This is a genomic window from Campylobacter concisus (assembly GCF_002165775.1).
Lineage (GTDB): Bacteria > Campylobacterota > Campylobacteria > Campylobacterales > Campylobacteraceae > Campylobacter_A > Campylobacter_A concisus_E.
The window spans coordinates 335,681-359,587 of the sequence record NZ_NDYP01000003.1 but is presented as its reverse complement, the minus strand read 5'-3'; the positions used below and the strand labels follow the sequence as shown (position 1 = coordinate 359,587).

At 37.1% G+C, this 23,907-nt stretch carries 27 protein-coding genes and 1 other RNA gene; 18 read left to right on the top strand and 10 right to left on the bottom strand.

The genetic code is table 11. From position 1 onward, the window contains the following. Positions 1–10: 10 nt before the first annotated feature. A complete protein-coding gene (locus tag B9N66_RS05095; protein ID WP_087580157.1) occupies positions 11–1,024 on the bottom strand; it encodes an HdrB C-terminal domain-containing protein in 1,014 nt (337 codons plus the stop codon). 61 nt (positions 1,025–1,085) lie between these two features. Here B9N66_RS05095 and B9N66_RS05090 point away from each other — a divergent pair, with 61 nt between their 5' ends. From B9N66_RS05090 to rnpB, 4 genes are all read left to right on the top strand, one after another. Further along, positions 1,086–1,907, top strand: coding sequence for a thiamine-phosphate kinase (locus tag B9N66_RS05090; RefSeq protein ID WP_087580156.1), 822 nt, complete (start codon positions 1,086–1,088; stop codon positions 1,905–1,907). Further along, complete coding sequence (gene truD / locus B9N66_RS05085) at positions 1,885–3,009, top strand: tRNA pseudouridine(13) synthase TruD (protein ID WP_087580155.1); 1,125 nt, start codon at positions 1,885–1,887, stop codon at positions 3,007–3,009. The genes B9N66_RS05090 and truD overlap by 23 nt, the downstream gene beginning before the upstream one ends. Positions 3,010–3,462: 453 nt before the next feature. Further along, complete coding sequence (locus tag B9N66_RS05080) at positions 3,463–4,080, top strand: Type 1 glutamine amidotransferase-like domain-containing protein (protein ID WP_087580154.1); 618 nt, start codon at positions 3,463–3,465, stop codon at positions 4,078–4,080. Between the two features lie 134 nt (positions 4,081–4,214). Then, positions 4,215–4,541: RNase P RNA component class A (rnpB, locus tag B9N66_RS05075), an RNA gene on the top strand. 14 nt (positions 4,542–4,555) lie between these two features. Here rnpB and B9N66_RS05070 read toward each other — a convergent pair. The 4 genes from B9N66_RS05070 to B9N66_RS05055 are packed head-to-tail and all read right to left on the bottom strand — an operon-like array spanning position 4,556 to position 7,315. Continuing rightward, positions 4,556–4,783 carry a hypothetical protein gene (locus B9N66_RS05070; RefSeq protein WP_087580153.1) on the bottom strand — a complete coding sequence of 76 codons (228 nt, stop codon included), beginning with the start codon at positions 4,781–4,783 and terminating at the stop codon, positions 4,556–4,558. Then, complete coding sequence (fliS, locus tag B9N66_RS05065; RefSeq protein WP_035167483.1) at positions 4,776–5,147, bottom strand: flagellar export chaperone FliS; 372 nt, start codon at positions 5,145–5,147, stop codon at positions 4,776–4,778. Before fliS ends, B9N66_RS05070 begins: the two co-directional genes overlap by 8 nt. Before the next feature lie 9 nt (positions 5,148–5,156). After that, entirely contained in the window at positions 5,157–6,917 is a 1,761-nt protein-coding gene (gene fliD / locus B9N66_RS05060) for a flagellar filament capping protein FliD (protein WP_087580152.1), read from the bottom strand. 2 nt (positions 6,918–6,919) lie between these two features. Continuing rightward, entirely contained in the window at positions 6,920–7,315 is a 396-nt protein-coding gene (locus tag B9N66_RS05055) for a FlaG family protein (protein WP_084041076.1), read from the bottom strand. Between the two features lie 120 nt (positions 7,316–7,435). On the opposite strand from B9N66_RS05055, the gene B9N66_RS05050 reads away from it, so the two are divergent. The 14 genes from B9N66_RS05050 (at position 7,436) to B9N66_RS04985 (ending at position 18,917) form a co-directional block, all read left to right on the top strand. Further along, positions 7,436–7,780, top strand: coding sequence for a hypothetical protein (locus B9N66_RS05050; protein WP_054196708.1), 345 nt, complete (start codon positions 7,436–7,438; stop codon positions 7,778–7,780). After that, positions 7,777–8,343, top strand: a complete 567-nt coding sequence (gene rsmD / locus B9N66_RS05045) for a 16S rRNA (guanine(966)-N(2))-methyltransferase RsmD (protein WP_087580151.1) — start codon at positions 7,777–7,779, stop codon at positions 8,341–8,343. The genes B9N66_RS05050 and rsmD overlap by 4 nt, the downstream gene beginning before the upstream one ends. 67 nt (positions 8,344–8,410) lie before the next feature. Then, positions 8,411–9,463: a flagellar basal body P-ring protein FlgI gene (locus B9N66_RS05040; protein WP_087580150.1), complete on the top strand. Its 1,053-nt coding sequence runs from the start codon at positions 8,411–8,413 to the stop codon at positions 9,461–9,463. Further along, a complete protein-coding gene (locus B9N66_RS05035; protein WP_021091392.1) occupies positions 9,463–9,762 on the top strand; it encodes a rod-binding protein in 300 nt (99 codons plus the stop codon). Before B9N66_RS05040 ends, B9N66_RS05035 begins: the two co-directional genes overlap by 1 nt. 58 nt (positions 9,763–9,820) lie before the next feature. Further along, on the top strand, positions 9,821–10,024 hold the full coding sequence (locus tag B9N66_RS05030) for a flagellar biosynthesis anti-sigma factor FlgM (RefSeq protein ID WP_180382065.1): 204 nt from the start codon (positions 9,821–9,823) through the stop codon (positions 10,022–10,024). Positions 10,025–10,037: 13 nt separating this feature from the next. Next, entirely contained in the window at positions 10,038–10,469 is a 432-nt protein-coding gene (gene flgN, locus B9N66_RS05025) for a flagellar export chaperone FlgN (protein WP_072594306.1), read from the top strand. Between the two features lie 3 nt (positions 10,470–10,472). Continuing rightward, complete coding sequence (flgK, locus tag B9N66_RS05020) at positions 10,473–12,344, top strand: flagellar hook-associated protein FlgK (RefSeq protein ID WP_087580149.1); 1,872 nt, start codon at positions 10,473–10,475, stop codon at positions 12,342–12,344. Next, positions 12,341–13,108, top strand: coding sequence for a TIGR02757 family protein (locus B9N66_RS05015; RefSeq protein WP_087580148.1), 768 nt, complete (start codon positions 12,341–12,343; stop codon positions 13,106–13,108). The genes flgK and B9N66_RS05015 overlap by 4 nt, the downstream gene beginning before the upstream one ends. 66 nt (positions 13,109–13,174) lie before the next feature. Then, complete coding sequence (locus tag B9N66_RS05010) at positions 13,175–13,711, top strand: superoxide dismutase family protein (RefSeq protein ID WP_087580147.1); 537 nt, start codon at positions 13,175–13,177, stop codon at positions 13,709–13,711. 154 nt (positions 13,712–13,865) lie between these two features. Then, a complete protein-coding gene (locus tag B9N66_RS05005; protein WP_084041069.1) occupies positions 13,866–14,627 on the top strand; it encodes a TSUP family transporter in 762 nt (253 codons plus the stop codon). Positions 14,628–14,692: 65 nt separating this feature from the next. Continuing rightward, on the top strand, positions 14,693–15,376 hold the full coding sequence (locus B9N66_RS05000) for a F0F1 ATP synthase subunit A (protein ID WP_054196701.1): 684 nt from the start codon (positions 14,693–14,695) through the stop codon (positions 15,374–15,376). Positions 15,377–15,539: 163 nt separating this feature from the next. Then, positions 15,540–16,961, top strand: coding sequence for an Asp-tRNA(Asn)/Glu-tRNA(Gln) amidotransferase subunit GatB (gatB, locus tag B9N66_RS04995; protein ID WP_087580146.1), 1,422 nt, complete (start codon positions 15,540–15,542; stop codon positions 16,959–16,961). A gap of 13 nt (positions 16,962–16,974) precedes the next feature. After that, the gene (locus tag B9N66_RS04990; RefSeq protein WP_087580145.1) at positions 16,975–17,865 is read left to right on the top strand and encodes an NAD(P)H-dependent glycerol-3-phosphate dehydrogenase; all 891 of its coding nucleotides are present in this window, start codon (positions 16,975–16,977) and stop codon (positions 17,863–17,865) included. Next, positions 17,862–18,917, top strand: coding sequence for a glycoside hydrolase family 3 protein (locus B9N66_RS04985; protein ID WP_087580144.1), 1,056 nt, complete (start codon positions 17,862–17,864; stop codon positions 18,915–18,917). Before B9N66_RS04990 ends, B9N66_RS04985 begins: the two co-directional genes overlap by 4 nt. A gap of 41 nt (positions 18,918–18,958) precedes the next feature. Here B9N66_RS04985 and B9N66_RS04980 read toward each other — a convergent pair whose 3' ends face one another. The 5 genes from B9N66_RS04980 to rarD (B9N66_RS04960) are packed head-to-tail and all read right to left on the bottom strand — an operon-like array spanning position 18,959 to position 23,776. After that, positions 18,959–20,164, bottom strand: coding sequence for an McrC family protein (locus tag B9N66_RS04980; protein WP_087580143.1), 1,206 nt, complete (start codon positions 20,162–20,164; stop codon positions 18,959–18,961). Positions 20,165–20,180: 16 nt separating this feature from the next. Further along, entirely contained in the window at positions 20,181–21,533 is a 1,353-nt protein-coding gene (locus B9N66_RS04975; RefSeq protein WP_257639776.1) for an McrB family protein, read from the bottom strand. Positions 21,534–21,572: 39 nt separating this feature from the next. After that, entirely contained in the window at positions 21,573–22,025 is a 453-nt protein-coding gene (locus tag B9N66_RS04970; protein ID WP_087580142.1) for an aryl-sulfate sulfotransferase, read from the bottom strand. Further along, positions 22,018–22,872 (bottom strand): EamA family transporter RarD, encoded by an 855-nt coding sequence (gene rarD, locus B9N66_RS04965; RefSeq protein WP_257639781.1) that lies wholly within the window; start codon positions 22,870–22,872, stop codon positions 22,018–22,020. The genes B9N66_RS04970 and rarD (B9N66_RS04965) overlap by 8 nt, the downstream gene beginning before the upstream one ends. Positions 22,873–22,888: 16 nt before the next feature. Then, entirely contained in the window at positions 22,889–23,776 is an 888-nt protein-coding gene (gene rarD / locus B9N66_RS04960; protein WP_084107873.1) for an EamA family transporter RarD, read from the bottom strand. Positions 23,777–23,907: the final 131 nt, after the last annotated feature.

Here is a 23,907-nt window from a genome sequence, read left to right as displayed (position 1 = left end):
TTCTCTAGTTTTAGACTAGATTTACTTTTAGCGTATGCTCTTTTAGGCTTGCTGGAATTTTGCCATTTTCAAGCTCGATCAGTTCGCTAACTCTTAAAACATAAAAATCCTGCAAACTTCTGTTTGCAAATTTTTCAAGCTTTTTTGAAAGCGTGTCAAACATATAAAACTCAGCCTCATTGCTAGCTAGTAAAAAATCAGCCCCGCTATCAAACGCATTAAAAATGGTCTTGCTCGCAAGTGCAAATGCAAGCTTTTCGTTTACTTTTAAAAGTTCAAATCCACAAGGAATTTTGATATTTAGATTTATAAAATTTGCTCTAAATTTATCTAAATTTACAGGGATTTTATCGCTTACGGCTATTTTAAACTCTTTAAATTTATCCAAGTTTTTTATCTTTTCAAGCTCATTTTTTGAGGTTTCATCCTCTTTTATTCCTAAAATTTCTTTAAAAAACCTAATCGCTTCGGTATAAATTTCGTTTCCGCTAAAGATAAAATCATCAATCTTGCAAGCTATCAAAATACCATTTGCATTGTTGATAAGCCTCATGATCTCATCATTTTTTTCTTTTTTATAAAGATGATGAGCTAGTATGATAGCAGCTACACCTATAAAATTTGGCTCGTATTCTCTCACAAAATCAGCATAAAAATATGGCTTTAAGCTTGCATAAAATTCTTTGTCTGCTTGATCACAAAATTTCTCAAATGGCTTAAATTTCTCCCAAAAGTCATCATCATTTATCTCAAGATCTAAAACCGCTCGTTTTTCATCAAGTGGCGAAATCACAAGCTTGTCTACAAATTTCTCATATAAATTCTCTAATGGTTCAGCAGTGCTCACTACGACATCATTTACTTTCACAAAGCCAGTTATTGGCTGAAAATACGGATCAATCTTTTTAATATGCAAAAATAGTTCATCAAGGTTTGCGTAATCTAAAATTTCTAAAAAATATGGTTTGAAATACGACAAAATATCCTTTTTTGCATTAAATCTAAAAATTTCTATTTTTTGCATTTGGCTCCTTTTTTGGCTTATTTTATCCTAAAATTAAAAGGAGTTTCATTATAATGGCCCGATGGATAAAGAAAATTTTACGATTGAATGCTTTAGTAACGCTTATATTGGCGATGATGCGGCCGTGCTTGGCAAGCAGGTCTTTAGCAAGGATATTTTTGCGCAAAACTCGCACTTTAGGCATGGCTGGCTAAGCCTTGAAGAGATCGGCTACAAGGCGATGATCGTAAATTTTTCAGATACGATCGTGATGAATGCTAGGCCAAAATTTGCGCTTCTTGGACTTAGCTTGCCAAAGAATTTTTCGCCACAGCAAATCAAAGAGCTAAGCGTAGGCATAAACAGAGCTTGCGAGGAGTTTGGCGTAAAGATAATCGGTGGCGATACGATAAGTAGCAAAATTTTAAATATAAGCGTTAGTATAATTGGTGAGCTAAATGGCAAAGCTGTGCTTAGAGAAAATGCAAAATACGGCGATCTAGTAGCTTTTACTGGCGAGCTTGGAGGCAGCCAAAAAGGGCTAAATTCACTTCTAAGACTAGCTCAAATTTCAAAAAACTCACGATTTAAAAAGCCTATTTTAAGAGATAAATTTTTCTACAAAGCAGCTCATCTTATAAACTCCGCTATGGATATCTCAGATGGGCTAAATACCGATCTTGCTAAGCTTTTAAAGGCTAGTAAAAAGGGTGCTAAATTTACAAAAAAGCTAAGCAAATTTGAGCTTAGTAGCGGCGAGGAGTATGAAATTTTATTTACTTTTAGTCCTAAAAATTTAAACGCTATCAAAAGGATCGCCGCAAAAACACGGACAAAGATTAGCGTCTTTGCAAAAATTTCAAATAAAAGGTTAAAACAAAATGCAAGAAACCACCATTTTTAAGCCACTTTATGCACTCACTCATGCACCTATCGAGGCTTACTTTTCTAAAAATTCAGATGATTTTGTCGTGCGTGAGATACCACTTTACGAGTTTAGCGGTGACGGCGAGCACTTGATCGTTGAAATTTCTAAAAAAGATATGACGACACAAGAGGCCTTGCATGTCTTAAGCGAGGTTACAGGAGCAAAAATGCGCGACTTTGGCTATGCTGGACTAAAGGATAAGCAGGGCATGACGACGCAGTTTATCTCGATGCCTCGTAAATTTGAGGGCACGCTTGCAAACTTTAGCCATGAAAAGATGAAAATTTTAAGCCTAAATGTGCATAAAAATAAGCTTCGTATCGGACATCTAAAGGGAAATAGCTTTTTTATCCGTTTAAAAAAGGTGCTACCAAGTAATGCCAAAAAGCTAGAGCAAGCATTTGTTAGTATCGATAAAATGGGCTATGCAAACTACTTTGGCTATCAACGTTTTGGTAAATTTGGCGACAACGCCGAAACTGGACTGGAGCTTCTTAAAAATGGGACGATAAACGGCAAAAAGAGCAAAAACGTAAAGCTAAACGACTTTTTGATCTCGGCATATCAAAGTGATCTTTTTAATCGCTGGCTTAGCAAACGCGTGGAGATTTCGAGGTTTGCGCAGGATTTTAGCCTAGGCGAGCTAGCTCAAATTTACCCGTATCTTGACGGCGCGATTTTAAAAAATTTAAAATCACAAAAGAGATTTTTTAAGCTGATGGAGGGCGAAGTTTTGGGTCACTATCCGCACGGCAAGTGCTTTTTATGCGAGGATTTGGACGCTGAGGGCGCGCGCTTTGACGCTAGAGATATCACTAGCTGCGGGCTGATCGCGGGCGCGAAGGCGTATGAGGCGCAGGGTGCGGCGAGAATGGTCGAGGATCAAATTTTCGCGCAGGCAAATGAATACAAAGCTAAAATGACGGGATCTAGGCGCTTTGCGTGGTGTTATTTGGAGGATGTAAGCTACAAATATAACGAGGAAAAGGCGCACTTTACGATAAATTTTACGCTGCAAAAAGGAAGCTACGCGACGGTGGTGCTAGAAGAAATCTTGCATAAAAATATCTTTGAGTAGGGCGGCTCGTCTTGCAAGCGCTTTTAAATGGTTTTACGTCACTATGCTGGTAACTGCAAGCAGAGCATAAATTTCGCTCCGCGATAGGCTGTATACCTTATCTTGGGACGAAATTTACTTCTTTTGTTTGGCTACGAGCATAGTGACACAGAAAACACTTAAAACCATCTCGCAAGACTTCACCTTAACTTTCAAGTTTAAATTTCGCAAATCAAAATTCACCTCGCCTAACGCTCTTTAAAAGCTGTGAGTGAAGCGGTGCAAAAACTTTATATTGTTGTTTTAAGCTCAAATTTGAGGCTAAATTTATTGGATTTTCGCGCCAAGACCCGTATCCTAAACCCGCTAAATTTTACCCGTGGAGCAAGACGCGAGCGACGCAAAATACGAGCGTTTCTAGGCTAGTTTAGATATAATGCGTTTGCAAATTTATATTTTAAAGGGATTTAAGAAATGGCGAATATTTTTCTTTGCTCTTATTTTGCGGAGGTTGCGAGCAAGATCAATGAAGTGATAGATTTTCAAGGTAAAGATATTATTTTTATTGATACGGCAGCAAAATTTGAGGATGTAAATTTTTACGTAGATGAAGCGGTGGAGATTTTAGAAAATTTTGGCGCGAGGCTAAGACGCCTTGACGTCTCTTGCGCCCAGAGTTTAGCTGTGCCAGTATCTGAGAAAGATGAGCTATTTTGCAACGATGAAATTTTATCCGCCATTAGTCAGTGTGACATCATTTACATTAGCGGTGGAAATACGTTTTATCTGCTTAACGAGCTGCGAAAATCGTGCGCCGCCCAAGCTATAAAAAATGCGGTCAAAGCGAGTAAAATTTATATCGGCGAGTCGGCAGGAGCGATCGTAGCGGCACCAGATACGAGATATGCTACGCTAATGGATGAAAATAGCCCAAATATGAGCGATTTTACAGGGTTAAATTTGGTTGATTTTTACGTCGTACCGCACTTTGGCTGCAAGCCTTTTGTAGAGGCCACGCACGAGATAATGGAGAAATTTGGGGACTTGTACGATTTACGACCTATAAATAATGCTGAATTTATTGCACTTTGAGATAAATTTTTAACAAAACATACGCTAAATATTTACTCAAAGCGCTCTATCTGTTTGCAAATTAAAAAACATAAAGTTAAAAGTCTAAAGCTTTTAAAGCTAGAAATTTAAGCCAAAACCGCTATAATTTTATCCTGGCACGGTAGGCGGTCGCTTTTGCACCACGCAAAAGAGGAAAGTCCGAGCTGCGATAAGACAAGGTTCCATCTAACGGATGGCTAGGGAAACCTAAGGGATAGTGTAACAGAAAGTAAACTTCCGCTTTGGCGGTAAAGGTGAAACGGTGGAGTAAGAGCCCACCGGCACGCTTGGTAACTTGCGTGGCCATATAAACCCAACCTGCAGCAAGAAGGGATGGTTTTGGTCTTATATTAAAACCCTTCGCTAGAGTTTGTTTGTAAAAGCAAGCGTAGATAAATGATCGCTCAAGACAGAACTCGGCTTAACGCCGTGCCTTTAAATTTATAAAACTAGATTAGTTTGTTACGTATTTTTGAGCTTTTTGTAGTTTTATAAGCTCATTTTGAATATGTAAAGACTTGCTTTTTAAAAGCTCTATTGCTCCGCCAATTAATGCTTGTGCTTCTTGCGCTAGAGCTAGGCTCGTAAACATATCCTCACTAAAATTTTGTGACAATGCAGCTATCTTGCTTGTGTCTTCGTTTATCAATGCTAACTTAAATTCATTGATCCAACTATTCACCTGATGTTACCTCTCTCCATGCTTCAGATAGTTGCTTTACGACATTGGTTACTTCATTTAAAGCTGCGATATCGTTTTGTATATTTGCCATAGCAAGAAGCTGCATCTGTCTTGTATAAAGTCCGCTAAGATAGTGAGCTACATCGCCTTGAGAATAATCAAGTGAATTTAAAAGCTCAACAAAAATAGCGTTTGTCCTATTAATATAATAAACTTTTTTCTCTATATCTCCAGCTTCTATCGCCTTTTTGGTACGAAATATAAATTTTAAAATTCCGTCATAAAGCATCTCTATTAATTTAGTTGGGGACTCAATGCCCCCAAAACTAGACTGTGCGTATGCACTATATGCACTTTGATTCATCTTTCTCTCTTATTTTCTGCTATTTATCTCTGCATCGATTATTGATTTTAGTGTTGAGAACTGATTTTCTAAGCTTGCGATGATAGCGTTATACTTGATAAAGCGCTCTTGCATTGTTGTATATTTCTCATCTAAAAGCTTTTGTGTGCTCTCTTTATTTTTTGTGATCGACTCGTTTTCGTCTTTTAACTGATTTTGCATAGCAACCATCGTACCACTTTTACCAACGACACCATCAAGCATTTTAGCTAGCTTTGTAAATAGCCCATCTGTCTTTTTGGTTACTGGATTTATATTAGCTTCATTCATACCTAGAGCTGTTAAGGCTGAATTTTTGCCTTTTACCTCGATATTTTCACCATCGCTTCTTTTTAAGACGATTCTTTTGCCACTCTTATCAAGACTAGCTGTAACTCCAGTTATACCAGCGTCATTTATGGCTTGTTGAAGCTTTAGCGCATTCTCTTCAGCTGTGGCAGTGGCTGTAGTTGAGAATGTAACTGACTTACCGTTTATCGTAAGATCACCAGCTTTTATGTCTAATGCTCCAGCACTAACAGTCGATGCTCCCATATAGCTTATTGGCTCGATCTTATTTGATCCCATGAAAAATTTCTGAATCTCTTCAGGATCTTTGCTAAGAGCTGCATTTAGCTTATTTAGATCAAGCTGAAGCTGTCCGTCTTTATCAGGCACTATGCCATATTTGCTTAATGCTTTGCCTTCGCTATCTTGTCCATTTACAAGACGACCAATGTTTGATCTTAAGCTTGAAATTTCGCTAACGCCTTGGAAAGTGCCAGCTCCCTTTTCCTCGTCATATTTTGTGGCTATACCAAGGTTCATGGTCATTAGGTTGTAGTCTTTGATAAATTCTTCAACCGCTTTTATTACTTCTTTCGTATCTTGAGAGACGCTTACGTTTGTTTTGCCAGTTTCATTTAATGTAATAGAAATTCCCGGCCTTAAGTCGTTGAAGGTATTTTTGCTTCTTTTTACATTTACTCCGTTATATGTAAATTCCGCATCTTGTGCCTTTAAAATTCTATTTTTCTCAAAATTTGATGTCATCTTTGGTGTGCCATCAGGATTTGTTAGTAGAGTGCCATTTGCATCTTTATCCTGAAACTGTGTGCTATCCCAGCCAAGTTTATCTAAAACACCAGCTGTATCATTTGAAAATTTAATAGTCTGTGTTGCGCCAGTGTTGCCTGATTGAAGCATGATTTGATTTGGCTTATCTCCGCCAACATTTAAAATTCTAGCTTGCAATTTACCACGACTAATATCATTTATCTTGTCTACAATATCTTGATATGTGGTTGATCTAGTTACGCTAATAGAAAATTTTTGTCCATCGATCTCAACATCAAAAGAGCCGTTGTTTGTCGCACCTACTAAGTTTGAAGCGTTTTTGAAATTTGAGCTTTGAAATGTATCTTTTTGAGCAAGTTTTTGCACATCTATACTAAAATTTTGAACGCTAACGCCATTTGCTGCTGAGGCTGTTACGCTTTTGCCAGCATTGTTTGTAGTTCTTTTTAGATAAAGTGCCTCTCCGCCAAGTGTTTTGCCACTTACGTTTACGTTGCTAACTAGAGTTTTTAGCGCTGCAAGGTCTTTTTGCTTTAGGTCATTTCTTTCTAGCCTTTTTGTTAAAGGCTTGATCTGTCCTGCTTCATCTGCTTCTTTTAATTTCTTGATAAGATCATCATTTAGTCCGCTATTTTTTGTACCGATACCTAAATTTGTTACGTTACCTACTGCCATTTTTAACTCTCCTTGTCAAAAAGTATTCCGATACTTTCCTTGAAATACTCGCTTATTCTTATAGCTTCTTTGCTTGGAAGTTGTGTTATCTCTTCTCCAGTTTTAGCGTCTTTTACTTGCACGACCATTAAATTTAGCTTCTCATTGTAAGCAAATCTTACATTAGTATCGAGCTGCTGCATTTGATAGTTTAGTCTATCGGTGACCTCTCTTGTTCTTTTGGCAAGCTCTTCGTTGCTAAGTCCGTCTAGCTCGTTAACATCTTTGGTTTCATTGTTTTTATCAGCACTTAATTTAACATCAGAATGCTCGATAGGTCTGCTATCTATTTGACGCTGAGCAGATGTGCTCATACTCGTATCTAGTACCTGATTTGCTGCTGCCTTAAAGATTTCCATAGTTTTACTCCTTAAAACTTACGTTAGCTTCTACATCGGTAAAATTTTAAAATCCTTTAGTGTTTATATAAATTTTTGATTATTTAGGCTAAAATCGAGCAAAAATTTATAGGAAGAGATATGAAAATTTCATTTGAGTGCGAGTGTATTTTGCTTCAAAAGACACTGCTGCTTTTTTGTGGAAATTTGGCTGCTCATCATAAGGATTGTGATTTTGTAGTGAGTGACCGCGAGATTGCGACAAAAAAACCGCTATTTATAATAGGTAAAAATGCTCATCTTTCTCATCCTTTTACCAAGACAACACTTCTTGATACGCTTGAAGAATTTTACTCAGCTATGCAAATTTCAAAAGCAAATGAGCTAAATGAAGCTAAAAATGAAAAGGGCTTAGAGGAGAAAATTTCACTTTTGATAGATAAATTTAAAGCCGATCTTCTTGAAATTTTAAGGGTAAATCAGTGAAACTCTACACTAAAATTTCAAGTGGTAAATTTAAAGGTAAAAGGCTTGAACTGCCAAGCCTAAGCACGACTAGAAGCACAAAAAGCATCGTAAAAGAGTCCTTTTTTAACGTCATTAGAGATGAAATTTACTCACTTACATTTATAGAGGGTTTTGGTGGAAGCGGTGTGATGGCAAGCGAGGCCGTTAGCAACGGAGCGCGTGAAGCTATCGCTATCGAAAAAGATAGAGCCGCTTTTAAGATCACGCAAAGCAACCTTAAAAGCCTAGAGAGTACAAATTTAAAAGCGATAAGTGGCGATACCTTTTCCGTCTTGCCTGATCTTATAAATTCTCAAAGTGGTAAAGTTTTGCTCTATCTTGATCCACCATTTGACATAAGAACTGGCTTTGATGATATCTACGAAAAGCTTGTAAATTTGATCTCACAGCTAAAAAAAGAGAAAATTTATATGATAGTTTTTGAGCACAACAGTGATTTTAAATTTAGCGATGAAATTTCTACATATAAGCTTGTAAAATTTAAAAAATTTGGAGCTACTTCGCTCTCTTATTTCCAATAATTTTTATAGTAAATTTGGAACATCTTTTGCTTTAAAAACCTAAAATAGCTAAATTTTAGGAAAAAATATGAAAAAATTTTTATCTTTTGTAGCAGCTTCAGTGATAGCTACTTCAGCCTTTGCTACGCAGATAAAAGAGCTTGCAAACATCGTTGGCGTAAGGGATAACCAGCTAATAGGCTATGGTCTAGTTGTCGGACTAAACGGCACAGGCGATGGCTCAACGTCGAAATTTACGATACAGTCTCTATCAAACATGCTTCAAGGCGTAAACGTAAAGATAAACCCAGATGATATCAAGTCAAAAAATGCAGCTGCTGTTATGGTAACAGCTAAGCTTCCTGCATTTGCTAGGCATGGCGACAAGCTTGACGTCGTGATCTCATCTATTGGCGATGCAAAAAGTTTGCAAGGTGGTACTCTTCTCATGACGCCACTAAAAGGCGTTGATGGTGATATTTACGCTTTGGCTCAGGGTGCTTTAAGCATCGGTGGTAAAAGCATGGGTAGATCGGGTGGAAACCACCCAACCGTTGGCTCTATCCTAAATGGAGCTTTGGTTGAACGAGAAGTGACTTATGACATTTACAATCAAGATAGCATAAGACTAAGCCTAAAAGATACAAATTTTAAAACTGCTCTTGATATCCAAAATACTATAAATGCAAATATCTCTGATGATGCCGCAAAGGCGATCGATCCAAGAACGGTTATCGTTAAAAAGCCAGATGATGTTAGCATTATTGAGCTTGCAAGCGCTGTGCTTGATCTTGATGTAGAGTATAAGCCAGATGAAAAGATAGTAGTTGATGAGAGAACTGGCACGATAGTAAGTGGCATAAATGCTGTGGTTAGCCCAGTTGTCTTAACGCATGGTGCAATCACAATAAAAATAGAGCCAAATAGCTATGACGAAGCAGCGCAAAATGATGTAAATATAGGAAGCGATACGTCGGTCGCACCTAGTCAAAATTTACTTAAAATTTCAGGCGAAAAAACAACCGTTGCAAATGTAACAAGAGCTTTAAACAAGCTCGGAGCAACACCAAGTGATATCATATCGATACTTGAAAATTTAAAGCGAGTTGGTGCGATACAAGTCGATCTGGAGATAATATAATGCAAATTGACAACACATTAGCACTAAATTCATACAATGAAATTTCGGCAAATAAGATAAAAAATGCAAATGCTAAACAAGATGCACTTTTAAAAGAGCAAACTGATGCATTTGAGGCATATATGGTAAAGGCTGTGCTTGATATTGCTTTAAAAGAAGATGAGCATAACTCGCTATATCCAAAGGCTGCTGGTAGCGATATCTATAGGTCAATGTATAACGATGCAATGAGTAAAGCATTGAGTGGAAATCTTGGTTTTTCAGAACTTTTGTACGATTTTTTAAAGAGAGACTCTTAAGTAAATTTATATTCTGCCGATGTAGTGATATAAATATTTTATTTTAAGAGGTATGAATATGATAAGGCCTTTGAATCAAAGACCAAATTTCCAGGCAAATACGCTAAATAAAAATAGCGATGCCAAGGTCGAAACTCAGAGTAAAGAAGTAAGAACAAACGAAAACACAAAGCTAAAAGAGATAGCTGATGCCATAGCAAATGGCACTTATCAGGTTGATATCTCAAAAACGGCTAGGGCTGTGGCTGATGCGTTGCTGTAATTAAGGAATTTAAATGATAAAAAAGCTTTTGGACGAGGCTATAGGCGAGCTTGATGAGCTTATAAATTTAACTATACAAGATATCGCAAATATAAAAGAGGCTAAGCACTCAAGCGTTGATGAGAGTGTAAAGAAAAAAAATGCCTTAGTTCGTGCATTTGAAGATACAAAAAGAGCACTAGATAAAGAGCTTTTAAAAGTATCAAAAGAGAGCGGTACGACTACACTTGCTAGTGTTTTAGACGATGAAGTGAAGTCAAAGCTTGTACTTATGCGTTCAAAGCTTGAAAATTTACATAAAGTTAATAAAGAATATGCAAGACATGTTGTTGCTGTTAAAGAATTTTTTGACTCACTTAATGAAAAAATTTTTGGAACTAAAACAAGTGAATACGGCCAAGATGGAAATAGCATAGATAATAATTTTTATAAATCAAGGGTTTAAAAAATGGCTAATATTTTTATGTCATTAGGCACGGGTGTTTCAGGACTAAATGCGGCCCAGCTTCAAATAAGTACAACCGGAAATAATATCGCAAACGCTGATAGCAACTACTATACAAGGCAGCGTGTTGTCCAATCCGCATCTCCAGCGATGAATACAGTACCTGGCGGAGTTGGTACAGGCACGCAAGTAGATACTATAACAAGGCTTCATGATGAGTTTGCCTACTCAAGACTAAAATACTCATCGTCAAATTTAGAAAATACAGCCTATAAACAAAGAATTTTGCAAGAAGCTACAAAGTATTTTCCTGATCTGAAAGATAATGGTATGGTAAAGGATATTCAGGAGTATTTTTCCGCGTGGAATAACTTTGCTTCAAACCCTAATGCAGGTGCTCAAAAAGTAAATTTGATAAATAAAGCAAGTGTATTGACTGCAAGTATCAACCGCTCGTCAAAGATGCTTTATGATATGCATGAAAAGATTGATGAAACGATAAAAATAAATATAAAAGAGATAAATTCTCTAGGCAGACAAATAGCAAATATCAATAAGCAAATCCAAAGAATAGAATCAGGCGCGGACGCTGGTATAAAAATAAATGCAAATGATCTTCGTGATAAACGTGATGAGCTTGAGCTTGCGATGTCAAAGCTGGTAAATACAGCAGTTTATAAAAGTGATCTAAAGAGCAATTCTAGGGTAGATACAGGAATAACAGATCAAGGAAAATACTACAATCTAAATATTGGCGGTGTAAGTATCGTTGATGGTGTAAATTTTCATGAAATTTCTATGAGTTCAACTGAAAGTGGACGATATACAAAAATTTATTATGAAAGAGAAGACGGCAGAAGAATCCCAATGGAGGAAAAGATTACAGGTGGTAAAATTGGAGCTGCACTTGATCTTAGGGGCCGAAACTACGAGCCAGATAATGATAAATTTAGTGATGGAACGATCCAAAAATACATTGATAATCTAAATACATTTAGTAAAACCTTAATAACAAGTACAAATAATATCTATGCCGAATCCGCAGTTGAAATTTCTAACTCAGATCCGATAAGTTATTTAGAAGGCGATAAGACATTGATGAATCATGATAATAGTATAAGAAACGGAAGTTTTGAAGCTATTGTTTATGATAACAAAGGCAATGTTGTGGCCAGAAAAACTATAAATGTAAATGGCACGACGACGATGAATGATACAAGATATGGCAACTCTATCGTCAAAGACTTTAACTCAAACTCAGATGACAATAAAGACAATAATATGCTAAATGACGTTGATGACTTTTTTGAGGCGTCATATTTTTATGATAAAAATACAAAAAAAGGCACATTTTCTCTCATTCCAAAACAAGCTCAAGGGCTTTATAGCATATCGATAGTCGATCACGGTACAAATTTTCCAGGCGCTGTTGGCATAAATAGATTTTTTTCAGGTACTGACTCAAATAGTATCGGCATAAATCAAAATTTTACCCAAGACCACACAAAGCTTCGTGCCTACTCAAAGCCAGTTATCGGAAATAATGAAGTTGCAAATAAAATGATCCAGCTTCAGTATCAAAAGCAGACCTTTTACTCAAGTGGTATAGCGCTTGATAGAGATGAGACGATCGAGGGATATTACCGCTATCTTACGACTGACATGGCGAGTGATACAGAGGCAAATAATACGATCCACGACACAAATACGTCTTTGCAAAAGACAGCTGAAGAGGAATTTCAATCAACAAGTGGCGTAGATACGAACGAAGAGCTTACAAATTTGATCCGCTTTCAAGCAAGTTACGGCGCAGCGGCAAAGATCATCACGACAGTTGATCAAATGCTTGACACGCTTCTTTCACTAAAACAATGAGCGAGCTAAAGAGCCTTTTAGACTCGCACGTACTTAGTAAAAATACAAATTTGGGGCTGTTTGAAGCCCCAGATCCACTTCAGGTAGCCACTAAATTTAAAGAGCCAAACATAGCACTCATTTGTGCGTTATTTGCTTATGGTAACGCAAAAGTGATAGTGAAATTTCTAAATTTACTTGATTTTGGTTTGCTTGATGAGAGCGAGCAAAATATCAAGAAAAATTTATCAAATTTCAAATACCGCTTTCAAAATGAAAATGATGTGAGAGAAATTTTTATCACTCTCTCACGTCTTAAAAAAGAGGGTGAGATAGAAGAAATTTTACGCCAAGGTCTTACAAAAAATGGCGAGATGATAGATGGCATAAATGAACTTATCAAATTTATATACAAGCTAAATTCTTACCGCTCTGACGGATATGAGTTTTTCTTTGGTAAGAGTTTTGAAAAAGAGCCACAAAGCCCATATAAGCGCTACAATATGTATCTTCGTTGGATGGTACGAGATAGTGACATCGACCTTGGACTATTTAAAAATTTACCAAAAGATAGGCTTTTGATGCCGCTTGATGTTCATACACATAGAGTTTCTTTAAATTTAGGACTTATAAGCAGAAAGAGCTACGATTTCAAAGCAGTCATGGATCTCACAAAAAAACTTAGAGAATTTGATGAGCTAGACCCGATAAAATACGACTTTGCACTTTATAGAATAGGGCAGAGTAAAGAGCTAGAAACTATCGTAAAAAATCTCAAAAAATAAAAATTATTGCTAAATTTTTAAATTTAGGATAGACTTGCCATACAATTTTATCCATAAGGAGCTTGTATGAAAAAAATCGTTTTACTAAGTGCAGTTTTAGGAACTTTGCTTTTTGCTCATGAGGGTCATCACTTTGATGCGAAAGCTGGAGAGCATCTAGTTATACCTGTTAATGAGCTAAGCGAGAAGGGCGATAAGAGTGTCGGCAAAGTAGTAGCTGTTAAGACAAACTACGGCGTTGCATTTTTTCCAAATTTAAAAGGACTTACTGCAGGACTACACGGCTTTCACATCCATGAAAATGCTGACTGTGGTGCGACTGAAAAAGGCCTTGGTATGAAAGCAGGCGGCCACTGGGATCCAGCCGGCACAAAAATGCACTCTTTTGCATGGGACGACAAGGGTCACAAAGGCGATTTGCCAGCACTTTACGTAGATGCTGAGGGCAATGCAAACTATCCAGTGCTAGCCCCAAAGATAAAAAGTCTTGACGAGCTAAAAGGTCACTCACTAATGGTTCATGTTGGTGGCGACAATCACAGCGACAATCCAAAAGCACTTGGCGGCGGTGGCGCTAGAATGCTTTGTGGCGTTATTAAGTAGTCACTTTAATAAACGAGTCTTTGAGCTAGATCCAAAGGCTCGTTTAAATTTATAAATTTCAAAAATCTCTCATTTCAAATATAAAAATTTTACAAAAAGATAAGTACAAATAAAATACAATCTGCTTTTATTTCAATTATCAAAAGAGCAAAAAATGGAATTTGATCTACTTAGTTATGTCGTTTTTTTTGTAGCTGCGTTTTTAGGTGGTTTTATCGATTCTATCGCTGGTGGAGGTGGGCTTATAACGCTTCCAGCTATTATGGCGATGGGCGTACCACCACATCTTGCACTTGGCACAAATAAGCTTCAAGGTGTCTTTGGCAGCTTCACAGCGACTCTAAATTTCACAAAACGGGGATTGATTAATTATAAAGAGTGCTTTGTAGGTATCGTTTTTACTTTCATTGGAGCTATCATTGGAGCAGTGGTTATTCTATTTTTAAATACAAATTTTTTAAAGATAATTATCCCATTTTTACTGATTGCTATTTTTATCTACACGCTTTTTATGCCAAAAGTCGGCGAAAATGATAGAGCTGCAAAGATGAATGAAAAGCTATTTTATGTAGTTTTTGGACTAATACTTGGCTTTTATGATGGTTTTTTTGGTCCAGGAACAGGCTCTTTTTGGACATTTGCGATAGTGGCATTAATTGGGCTAAATTTAAAAAAGGCTGTCGCTCATACGAAACTCTTAAATTTTACTAGCAATATCGTTGCTCTTGGCATTTTTATAGCCGGCGGACAGATGCTTTGGGCTGTTGGACTTTTGATGGCAGTTGGTCAAATTTTAGGCGCATATTTTGGATCAAATCTTGTCATTAAAAAAGAGGTAAAATTTATTAGAACAATGTTTTTAGTGGTAGTTGCAGTGACTATTTGTAAATTGATTTTCGATTATTTCAGAGTTTAAAATTAAAAATGTTTTAACAATAATTTTGTTACAATCACGCAAAATTCTAAATCCAAGGTAAATTAATGAAAGATTTGTTTCTATTTTCAAATTTCCTAAATAGCTCCCACGCCTTTATCTATGCGTTTCACTTTCTGCTTGTAGCTTTGATTGTTATCATAGTTGCTTATATAGCAAGGAGTAAGATGCAACTTGTGCCAAGAGGTCTTCAAAATATAGTTGAAGCTTATTTAGAAGGCGTTATATCTATGGGAAGAGATACTTTAGGAAGTGAAAAACTAGCAAGGAAATATCTTCCACTTGTTGCAACTATCGGTTTTATCGTATTTTTTTCAAATGTTGTAGGTATTATTCCTGGATTTGAGTCACCAACATCAAGTCTAAATTTAACTCTAGTTTTGGCTTTAGTTGTATTTGTTTATTACAACTTTGAGGGCATTAGAGAAAATGGATTTTTCAAGTACTTTGGACACTTTATGGGACCGAATAAATTTCTAGCTCCTATTATGTTTCCAGTTGAAGTTATCTCACATCTTTCACGTGTAGTTTCGCTATCATTTCGTCTTTTTGGTAATATCAAGGGAGATGATCTATTCTTGCTAGCGATGCTTACACTTGCACCTTGGTTTGCTCCGCTTCCAGCTTTTGCGCTTCTAACGCTTATGGCTGTTTTGCAAACATTTATTTTCATGATGCTAACTTACGTTTATCTAGCTGGTGCCGTTGCTATTAGTGAGCACGAGCATTAAAATTTAAAGCCATATTTTTATATGGCTTTTTCCTTATTTAAACTATTTAAATTTTTAAATCACCTTCTTTATTTTCCAGTCAAAACGCTCATTTTTAGATATTTTAAAAGAAAGTATCGCTAAAATACGCCTTAAAAATTTGCATAAATTTAAAGGTAAAAATATGTTTGAAGTTGTTATCGGTTTAGAAGTTCATACTCAGCTTAATACAAAAACTAAAATTTTCTGCTCTTGCTCAACTAGCTTCGGCGACGAGGCAAATACTCACGTTTGTCCGACCTGCCTAGCGCTTCCTGGAGCACTACCTGTGCTAAACAAAGAGGCTGTAAAAAAGGCTATCAGTTTTGGCACAGCGATAAATGCTAAGATCAATAAAAAATCAGTCTTTAATAGAAAAAACTACTTCTATCCAGACCTTCCAAAGGCATATCAAATTTCTCAGTTTGAGATCCCTATCGTAGAAGGTGGTGAGCTTATTATCGACGTAAATGGTACTAAAAAACGCATCGGTGTAACTAGAGCGCACCTTGAAGAGGACGCTGGCAAGAATATCCATGAAGAAACCGAGAGTCTGGTTGATCTAAACAGAGCCGGCACGCCACTTCTTGAGATAGTTAGTGAGCCAGATCTTAGAAGCAGCGATGAGGCGGTGGCTTATCTTAAAAAACTACACTCAATTCTTCGCTTTTTAAACATCAGCGACGCAAATATGCAAGAGGGAAGCTTTCGCTGCGACGCAAACGTCTCTATCCGTCCAAAAGGCGACACTAAACTTTATACAAGAGTTGAGATAAAAAACCTAAACTCATTTAAATTTATCCAAAAAGCTATCGACTACGAAGTAGAGCGCCAAAGTGCAGCTTGGGAAGATGGCAAATACGACGAAGAGGTCTATCAAGAGACGAGGCTGTTTGATACGACAAATTTGGTGACAAGATCGATGCGCGGTAAAGAGGATAGCGCAGAGTATAGGTACTTCCCTGACCCTGACTTGCTGCCAGTTGAGATCCCAGAAGAGATGTATAACGAAGCGATAAAAATTCCAGAGCTTGCCGAGCAAAAGGTCGCAAGATATGTTAGCGAGTTAGGCGTTAAAGAGAGCGATGCCTTGAATTTAACCCAAAGCGTTGAAATGGCTAGGTACTTTGAAGAACTAATCTCTGCTGGAATTTCTCCAAAGCTCGCTACTACGTGGCTTATAGTCGAGCTTCTTGGCCGCTTAAATAACGGCGTAACGATCGAGACAAGCCCAGTTGGTAGCGCCAAGATGATAAATTTACTAAAACGCATAGAAGATGGAACGATAAGCGGCAAGGCTGCAAAAGAGGTACTTGACTACCTTATGGAAAATGACGCTGACGTCGATAGTGTCATCGAAAAGCTTGGCTTAAAACAAGTTAGCGACGACTCAGCGATTATCGCGATCATAGATCAAATTTTGGCTGCAAACGCCGACAAAGTCGAAGAGTATAAAAACGGCAAAGACAAGATGTTTGGCTTCTTTGTCGGTCAGGTGATGAAAGAGGGCAAGGGCGCATTTAATCCAGGCAAGGTCAATGAGCTTTTAAAGGCCAAAATAGGCTAAAAAAAGGGCTAAAATGAGCATAGCAGTCATCGGAGCTGGCAAGTGGGGCAGTGCGCTTTTTCACGCATTTAGTGAAAATAACGAGTGCGTCATCAGTTCAAGAACGCCAAGAGAGATGCCAAATTTTGTAAACTTAGAAGAGGCTTTGTGGTGCGAATATCTAGTCTGCACTATCCCAACGCAAGCTACAAATTTATGGCTAAAGCAAAACTACAAAAACAAAGGCCAAAAGATCTTAGTCGCTAGCAAGGGTATAGACACAGCAAGTCTTAAATTTTTAAATGAAATTTACGAGGATTTTGTGGATAGAGAAAATTTAGCCTTTCTCTCAGGACCGACCTTTGCAAAAGAGATCATGCAGAAGCTTCCTTGTGCCCTGGTGGTAAATTCTAAAAATGAAAATTTAGCTTTAAAATTTGCCTCATTTTTCCCAAGCTACATGAAAGCCTACACCTCAGATGACGTGATCGGCGCTGAAGTGTGTGGGGCGTATAAAAACGTGATCGCCATAGCTGGCGGCATCTGTGACGGCCTTGGCCTTGGTAACAACGCAAGAGCAAGTCTCATTTCACGTGGGCTTGTTGAGATGGCTAGATTTGGCAAATTTTTTGGCGCAAAAGATGAGACATTTATGGGGCTAAGCGGTGCAGGAGATCTTTTCTTAACCGCTTCATCGATACTTTCACGCAACTACCGCGTAGGTCTTGGCATCGCAAGGCACGAGAGATTAGAAAAAATTTTAAATGAGCTTGGCGAAGTGGCCGAGGGTGTCGATACCGCAAGAGCTATTAGCAAGATCGCTAAAGAGAGGGGCATATATGTGCCGATTGCTAGCGAGGTAGAAAATATGCTAAATGGCAAAGATGTTTTTGAAAGCGTTAAATCGCTTTTGGGAAGAAGATGAGAGCTTTTAAATTTATACTTTTTGTGACCATTTTTGCTTTGGGGCTAAACGGTGCAGAGGTAAGCCTAAGAGCCAAGGTCTCGCAGATGATAATGGTTGGCTTTAATGGAGCTAGCACAAAAGACGCTGCGTTTCGCGCGATGTTAAGCGACGCTGGGTACGAGAGATTTGGCGGAGTGATGCTACTTAGCAGAAATGTCACTAGTAAAGCCCAGCTAAAAGCTAGCATAAAAGCTATCAAAGAAAAAAGTCCTAAAATTTTCATCGCTATCGATGAAGAGGGCGGCAATGTGAGCCGTATGAAGGACAAGAGCTTTGATGGCCCATATCCTAGCGCATACGAGGTCGCAAGCACGCTTGATATCAAAAGCGCTTATGATCTCTACTCAAAAATGGCTATAAATTTAAAAGAGTGCGGCATAAATTTAAATTTCGCCCCAGTTGTCGATCTGCACGATGAAAACTCGCCGATCATTGCTGCCAAGCAAAGAGCGTTTAGTGAGTATGCGAGTAAGGTGGTGATCTATGCTGACGCTTTTATGGATGCATTTAAAGAGCAGGGTGTGATAACTACGATCAAACACTTTCCTGGGCATGGTAGCTCAAAAGAGGACTCGCATAAAAATAAGAGCGAGATCACGCTAAGCAAAGATGCGCTACTACCATATAAAGACGCTATAAGCACAGGTAGGGCACAGATCATCATGGCTGGGCACCTTTTTGTAAAGGGTATCGACGAGGGTAATCCAGCCACACTTTCTAAAAAAATAATAACCGATCTTTTGCGAAATGAACTTAAATTTAACGGTGTGGTCATTAGCGATGATATGCTTATGAAAGGCGTTGGCGATGAGTCTTTAGCGCAAAAAGTGGTTAAATTTATAAACGCTGGTGGCGATATCTTGCTTTTTAGTGAGTTTAAGATAAATAACCAAAGAACGGCTGATCTAGTCGCTCAGATCATAGTCGATGCAGTAAACGAGAAAAAGATCAGCAAAGAGCGAATCGACGCTTCATACAAGAGGATAATGGCTCTAAAAGCGAAGCTTTAAACATGGCTTGTGGCTAAAATTTAGCTTGATAACAAAATAGTTTATGCTAGTAAATTTTCAATAAGTTTATCGTTTTTGGAGTCGTTTTCAAGATCAAAGTATAAAATTTCAAGCTGCATATCTTTTTCATATTCAAATTTCATAAACTCTTGTTTTATGCCGTCTATCTTTGGATATATTAGATAAAGTTTGCCACAATTATATTTTTTACCGTAAGCATATAGCTGGTATAGGTCGGCTTGTGAAATATCGTCTTTTGTCTTGATGATCTTCCATTTTGTATCGGCTATAAATTTATCTTTTAAAAATATATCAGGCCTTAGTCTAAAGCTCTTTGGGTCTTCTATGAGGTGTTTTGCTGAGTGTTGCAAACTAACATCTGCACGCTTTTTCTTAATAAAATTTCCAACATAGCTTTCAAAAAGCGCATTCATATCAAATAGCAAGGCAAAGGCTATTTCGTTACCTCTATACGGGCTAAACGACCTGTTTTGTAAAAATATCTTGCTCCATAAAAGCGCTTGCTCATAGTGTTTTGTTTGGCGATTTAGTTTTAATCGGTTAAAGTCCGCGTTTATATCTGAGCTAGATGAAATTTCGTCAAAGATAAATAAATATTCCCTAATAAGTCGTTGATTTTTGCTTGATTTTGAGCGTCTATATAAAAACTCGAGCGTACTTTTTATGAGGCGATTTTCGGCCCTATCTATGGAAAACTCTTGATAGCAAACGTAAAATCTCTCTTTATGGACGATATTTTTACGTATTTGCTCCGATATTTTAAGCTTTCCTTTTAAAAATTTTAGATTATCTTCCAGTTCCACATAGTCGCTTTTTATGCCTATTTTTATGAGTTTTGATACTTCATCTAAGAACATCGATATAAAAATTTCAAGAAGCGGTAAATTTAGGCTTTTTAAATTCGCTATGTTTATATTTTTAAATGGATGGTTTTTTAAAGTTTTTAACATTTTCAGTAAAATTCTTTTAGAATTTTCTACCGCTTCCTTGTTGTTGCTATTATCGTTGTCGTGGATTTTGGGAAGTATCTCAAGGCTATCGCCACTTTTTGTCTGGATGATACCGACGTAGTTTTGAGCTTGTAAAAAATCGCCCTTTTTGTCTCTGCCAGGCTTTAAAAATTCTACTGCGGCAAAATTTTCTCTAGTAAATGCATCTACGGCATTAAATAGGCTTTGGTCGTCTTCCTGGCGAAATTTTTCAAACTCTATTAAGTATTTGGTCATTGCTTTACGTTTTGTTTCATTCGTAAATTTTTATATAGCTTTGAGGGTTGTTGAAAGTTTCTTGGTCGCTTATCTCATATAGGACTTTATCGTCTATATCGTCGATTTTTCCTCCAAATAGTTTTTCTTTTGCCATATTTTCCTTGACTTTAACAAACTGCAAATCCTCATCTTTTTGATTGTCGCCCAGAACTAGTCTTATTTTTTCCCAGTCGTCATAAAAATACTCTTGTAGTAGCGGTAAAATTTTATTTTTAAAGACATTTGCAAGCGTTTCCATGTCTGACACATCTATAAAATAAGCATGCCCTATCGCATGATCTCTGTCGTAAAGATATTCTATACGCTCGTTTATCATTTTTAGCATTTTGCCTATATTTATATCTTCGATATTTATTTTGTTTAGTTCGTCATATTCTGGCATCATCTCTACAAACTCAAATCTTCTTCTAAGCGCCGTATCCATAAGAGCTATGCTGCGATCTGCTGTATTCATCGTGCCTATTATGTATAAATTTGACGGCACTCCAAATTTCTCTTTTGAATATGGCAGCTCGACCATTATCTCGTCATCTGCGCCGAGCCTTTTTGACGGCTCTATAAGAGTTATGAGCTCACCAAAAATTTTGGATATATTTCCGCGGTTGATCTCGTCTATTATGATTGTATATTTTGGTGTTTTATCATTTAAAAACTCTTGTTGTTCCTCTTTTGACAAAGTGCAAAATTTATCGAGTCCATCATTGTATCCAGCCAAGCGTAAAGCGTCCTCGCAACACTTATAAAAAATACCTTTTTCTATCTTATAAGATATCTCGTTGTCTTCGTTGCCATTTTCTCTATCAAATACAGGCTTTATGCCCTCAACAAATTCTTCATATCCATAGCTTTGATGAAATGTGATAAATTTTATTTGTCCCTTTTCTACATACTCTTTAAATTTAGATCTATCATCGGAAGCATTGCCTTCTATAATTTCTAGTGCTTTACGAACAACGCTATATGTCTTTCCAGTTCCTGGAGGGCCATATAAAATTTGATTTAGTGAAAAATTTACTTTTCTTTCTTGTTGTTGGTTATTTGTTATTGGCATTGTGTCTCCTTTGCCACTTTTAAATTCTATATAATAATTTACTGCACGCATATATTTATTAAAAGTTTGTTCGTCTCTACCTGTTTTTATAAATTCTTTTTCTAAGTATTTTTTATCTGCATTGTGATAATCAGAAAATGAATAAATTTTATTATCTTTTAAAAAATTAATGGAGCTTCTTAAATAGGACTGATAGGATTCAGTAGAGCTCTTTATCATTTTTTTATTCTCATCACAATAAATCTTAAAGCCGTCATAGTCTATATCTTCAAACACACTTACTCCTTTAATTTTTAAAATTTAGCAAAGTCACTCTCACAACCCATCAAATTCTTTCTTTAGTTCGCCCCTTAGCTCTTCAGCTCTATCTTCGCCGTTTTTGAAATTTACCCTTATAAAGCCATCAAGCTCGTCCAAGATCGCAAAGAGCTCACTCTCCCAGCTTAAATTTTCTTGCTTTGATAAAGTTTCTAATTTTTCTCTTATTTGCTCTAAGGCATCTAATGCTTTATCTTTTTCAGACTCACTATTTAGCGCATCTTCAAATAAAATATCTTGCCTTAAGGTGTTTATTTTTTTAAATATTACATTGCAAAATTTTGGGTATTTCTCGGCATTGCTTAAATTTTCTAAAACCTCCTGTGCGGCCTTTTGATAAGCTGGCACCGCCCCCTCTTCGTCGAGCTTTCTGGTTAGTTTTTGTATCTGAAAATATAAAATAAGCGCTGCAAAAAATGCAAGTAGCAAATAAATCGTCACACTATTCATTTTTACTCCTTTTTCTAAATTTATCTATGCTAATTATCGCAAGTGCCAGCCAGATCATACAAAACGAGATGACCTTGTAGCCGTCCAAATTTTCGCCGTAAATGAAGACCGCACAAAGGATCGCGATGGTCGGCGAGATGTATTGCAAGTAGCCAATCGTTGTTAAATTTATCCTTGTTGCCGCTGCGTTAAAAGCGACAAGCGGCACGATGGTTACGATACTTGAAGCGATCATTAAAAGTGAGTCCTCATTTAGTCCAAAGTGGCTTTTACCTAAAAATGCTATGTAAAGGACGTAAGCAAGTGCAAATGGGAACATAAAAAATGTCTCTATAAAAAGCCCGTTAAATGCGCTAATCTTTGCCATCTTTCTAACTGCTGCGTAAAATCCAAATGAAAGCGGCAAGATAATGGAAACTAATGGCAATCCGCCTTGGGCATAAATTTGTACGCTAATGGCTAAAGCGACTATGCAAATGGCTAAAATTCCGCTTTTATTTAGCCTTTCTTTGAAGATGATAACGCCAAGGAGCATGCTTATTAGTGGATTTATAAAATAGCCCAAGCTTGTGTCCAAAATTTTGCCATTGCTAACCGCATATACATAAACGCCCCAGTTTGTGGTGATAAATATGCCACTCAAAAATAAGGTTTTTAGTGAACGAATATCTTTAAGTAAGGTAAAAATTTCACCCATTCTGCCACTAAAATAAAGCACTCCAGCCATTAAGAAAAATGACCAAATGACTCTGTGGGCTAAAATTTCATAAGCATCGACATCTTTGCTAAAGAGGTTGAAATAAACCGCCAAAAACCCCCACATAAAAAAGGCGCTAAGCGCGAGAATAACGCCTTTTTGGCTCTCATTTAGTCTTGGTATTTTTGTCGCCTTTTATAGAATTTATACTATCTATCATCAAAAGTGTGACCGAGATGGCTAGGCAGATCATTAAAAAGTATGAGCTTTTCTCCAGTCTCTCGCCGATAGCAAATGAGACAAAAAGCATCATTATAGGCTCAAAATATGTAAGCAAACCTAGTACATTTATCGGCACGAGCGTGCTTGAGAGGATCTGGGCGATGAGGGCTATGCCGCTGATAGCACCAAGCAAGATGAGCAGATAGTAGATGTTTGGATTTTGACTCATCACGTAGTTCATATCGGCTGTGAGCGCAAAATAAAATGAGAATAAAAACATAAAAATTATCTCTATAACAAAGCTTGAGAAATTTGCAAGGTTGTAGTACTTTCTAATGGCAAAATAGACTGGATAAAGGCAAAAAACTACAGCGCTCTCCCACGAGATGCCGCCGCTTAGTATAGCTGTGCTAAAGACGCCAAGGGCTGCAAAAAATATCGAGGCTAGCTTTGTTTTAGAGAGGTGCTCTTTAAAAAATATCCGTCCAAAAAGGACCATGACTATTGGCATGATGAGGTAGCCAATTGATACCTTTAGTGCTGAGCCATTGCTTGGCGCCCAGAGATAAAGCCACATCTGAAATGAGACGATGAGCGAGGTAGCAAGCAAAACTAGTAAAATTTTAGGTTTTAGCTTTATTTTTAGAAGTAAAAATTTGAAATTTCGCTGCTGTTTTAACAAAAAAATGGCGGCGATGACAAAAGGCATGGCAAAGATCATGCGGTATCCAATAAGAGCTTGTGTGCTGATGGGGTTCATGAGCACTGACATGTAGTAGATGCAGTTAAATAAAACTGATGCCAAAAGCGAATAAAAAATGCCTTTTATCATGAAAAAAATCTTCTCTTTTTTTGGGTAAATTTAAACTAGCGATTTTATGAAATTTAACTTTAATAGCCTATTAATGGCTTTTATTTTTTAAGTTTGCCGTGATATAATCAGCGTCTAATTTAAGGCAAAAA

Coding starts and splice junctions, on each gene's coding strand:
- B9N66_RS05095 (WP_087580157.1), bottom strand. CDS start 1,024: ATGCAAAAAATAGAAATTTTTAGATTTAATGCAAAAAAGGATATTTTG.
- B9N66_RS05090 (WP_087580156.1), top strand. CDS start 1,086: ATGGATAAAGAAAATTTTACGATTGAATGCTTTAGTAACGCTTATATT.
- truD (WP_087580155.1), top strand. CDS start 1,885: ATGCAAGAAACCACCATTTTTAAGCCACTTTATGCACTCACTCATGCA.
- B9N66_RS05080 (WP_087580154.1), top strand. CDS start 3,463: ATGGCGAATATTTTTCTTTGCTCTTATTTTGCGGAGGTTGCGAGCAAG.
- fliS (WP_035167483.1), bottom strand. CDS start 5,147: ATGAATCAAAGTGCATATAGTGCATACGCACAGTCTAGTTTTGGGGGC.
- fliD (WP_087580152.1), bottom strand. CDS start 6,917: ATGGCAGTAGGTAACGTAACAAATTTAGGTATCGGTACAAAAAATAGC.
- B9N66_RS05055 (WP_084041076.1), bottom strand. CDS start 7,315: ATGGAAATCTTTAAGGCAGCAGCAAATCAGGTACTAGATACGAGTATG.
- B9N66_RS05050 (WP_054196708.1), top strand. CDS start 7,436: ATGAAAATTTCATTTGAGTGCGAGTGTATTTTGCTTCAAAAGACACTG.
- B9N66_RS05040 (WP_087580150.1), top strand. CDS start 8,411: ATGAAAAAATTTTTATCTTTTGTAGCAGCTTCAGTGATAGCTACTTCA.
- B9N66_RS05035 (WP_021091392.1), top strand. CDS start 9,463: ATGCAAATTGACAACACATTAGCACTAAATTCATACAATGAAATTTCG.
- B9N66_RS05030 (WP_180382065.1), top strand. CDS start 9,821: ATGATAAGGCCTTTGAATCAAAGACCAAATTTCCAGGCAAATACGCTA.
- flgN (WP_072594306.1), top strand. CDS start 10,038: ATGATAAAAAAGCTTTTGGACGAGGCTATAGGCGAGCTTGATGAGCTT.
- flgK (WP_087580149.1), top strand. CDS start 10,473: ATGGCTAATATTTTTATGTCATTAGGCACGGGTGTTTCAGGACTAAAT.
- B9N66_RS05015 (WP_087580148.1), top strand. CDS start 12,341: ATGAGCGAGCTAAAGAGCCTTTTAGACTCGCACGTACTTAGTAAAAAT.
- B9N66_RS05010 (WP_087580147.1), top strand. CDS start 13,175: ATGAAAAAAATCGTTTTACTAAGTGCAGTTTTAGGAACTTTGCTTTTT.
- B9N66_RS05005 (WP_084041069.1), top strand. CDS start 13,866: ATGGAATTTGATCTACTTAGTTATGTCGTTTTTTTTGTAGCTGCGTTT.
- B9N66_RS05000 (WP_054196701.1), top strand. CDS start 14,693: ATGAAAGATTTGTTTCTATTTTCAAATTTCCTAAATAGCTCCCACGCC.
- gatB (WP_087580146.1), top strand. CDS start 15,540: ATGTTTGAAGTTGTTATCGGTTTAGAAGTTCATACTCAGCTTAATACA.
- B9N66_RS04990 (WP_087580145.1), top strand. CDS start 16,975: ATGAGCATAGCAGTCATCGGAGCTGGCAAGTGGGGCAGTGCGCTTTTT.
- B9N66_RS04985 (WP_087580144.1), top strand. CDS start 17,862: ATGAGAGCTTTTAAATTTATACTTTTTGTGACCATTTTTGCTTTGGGG.
- B9N66_RS04980 (WP_087580143.1), bottom strand. CDS start 20,164: ATGACCAAATACTTAATAGAGTTTGAAAAATTTCGCCAGGAAGACGAC.
- B9N66_RS04970 (WP_087580142.1), bottom strand. CDS start 22,025: ATGAATAGTGTGACGATTTATTTGCTACTTGCATTTTTTGCAGCGCTT.
- rarD (WP_084107873.1), bottom strand. CDS start 23,776: ATGATAAAAGGCATTTTTTATTCGCTTTTGGCATCAGTTTTATTTAAC.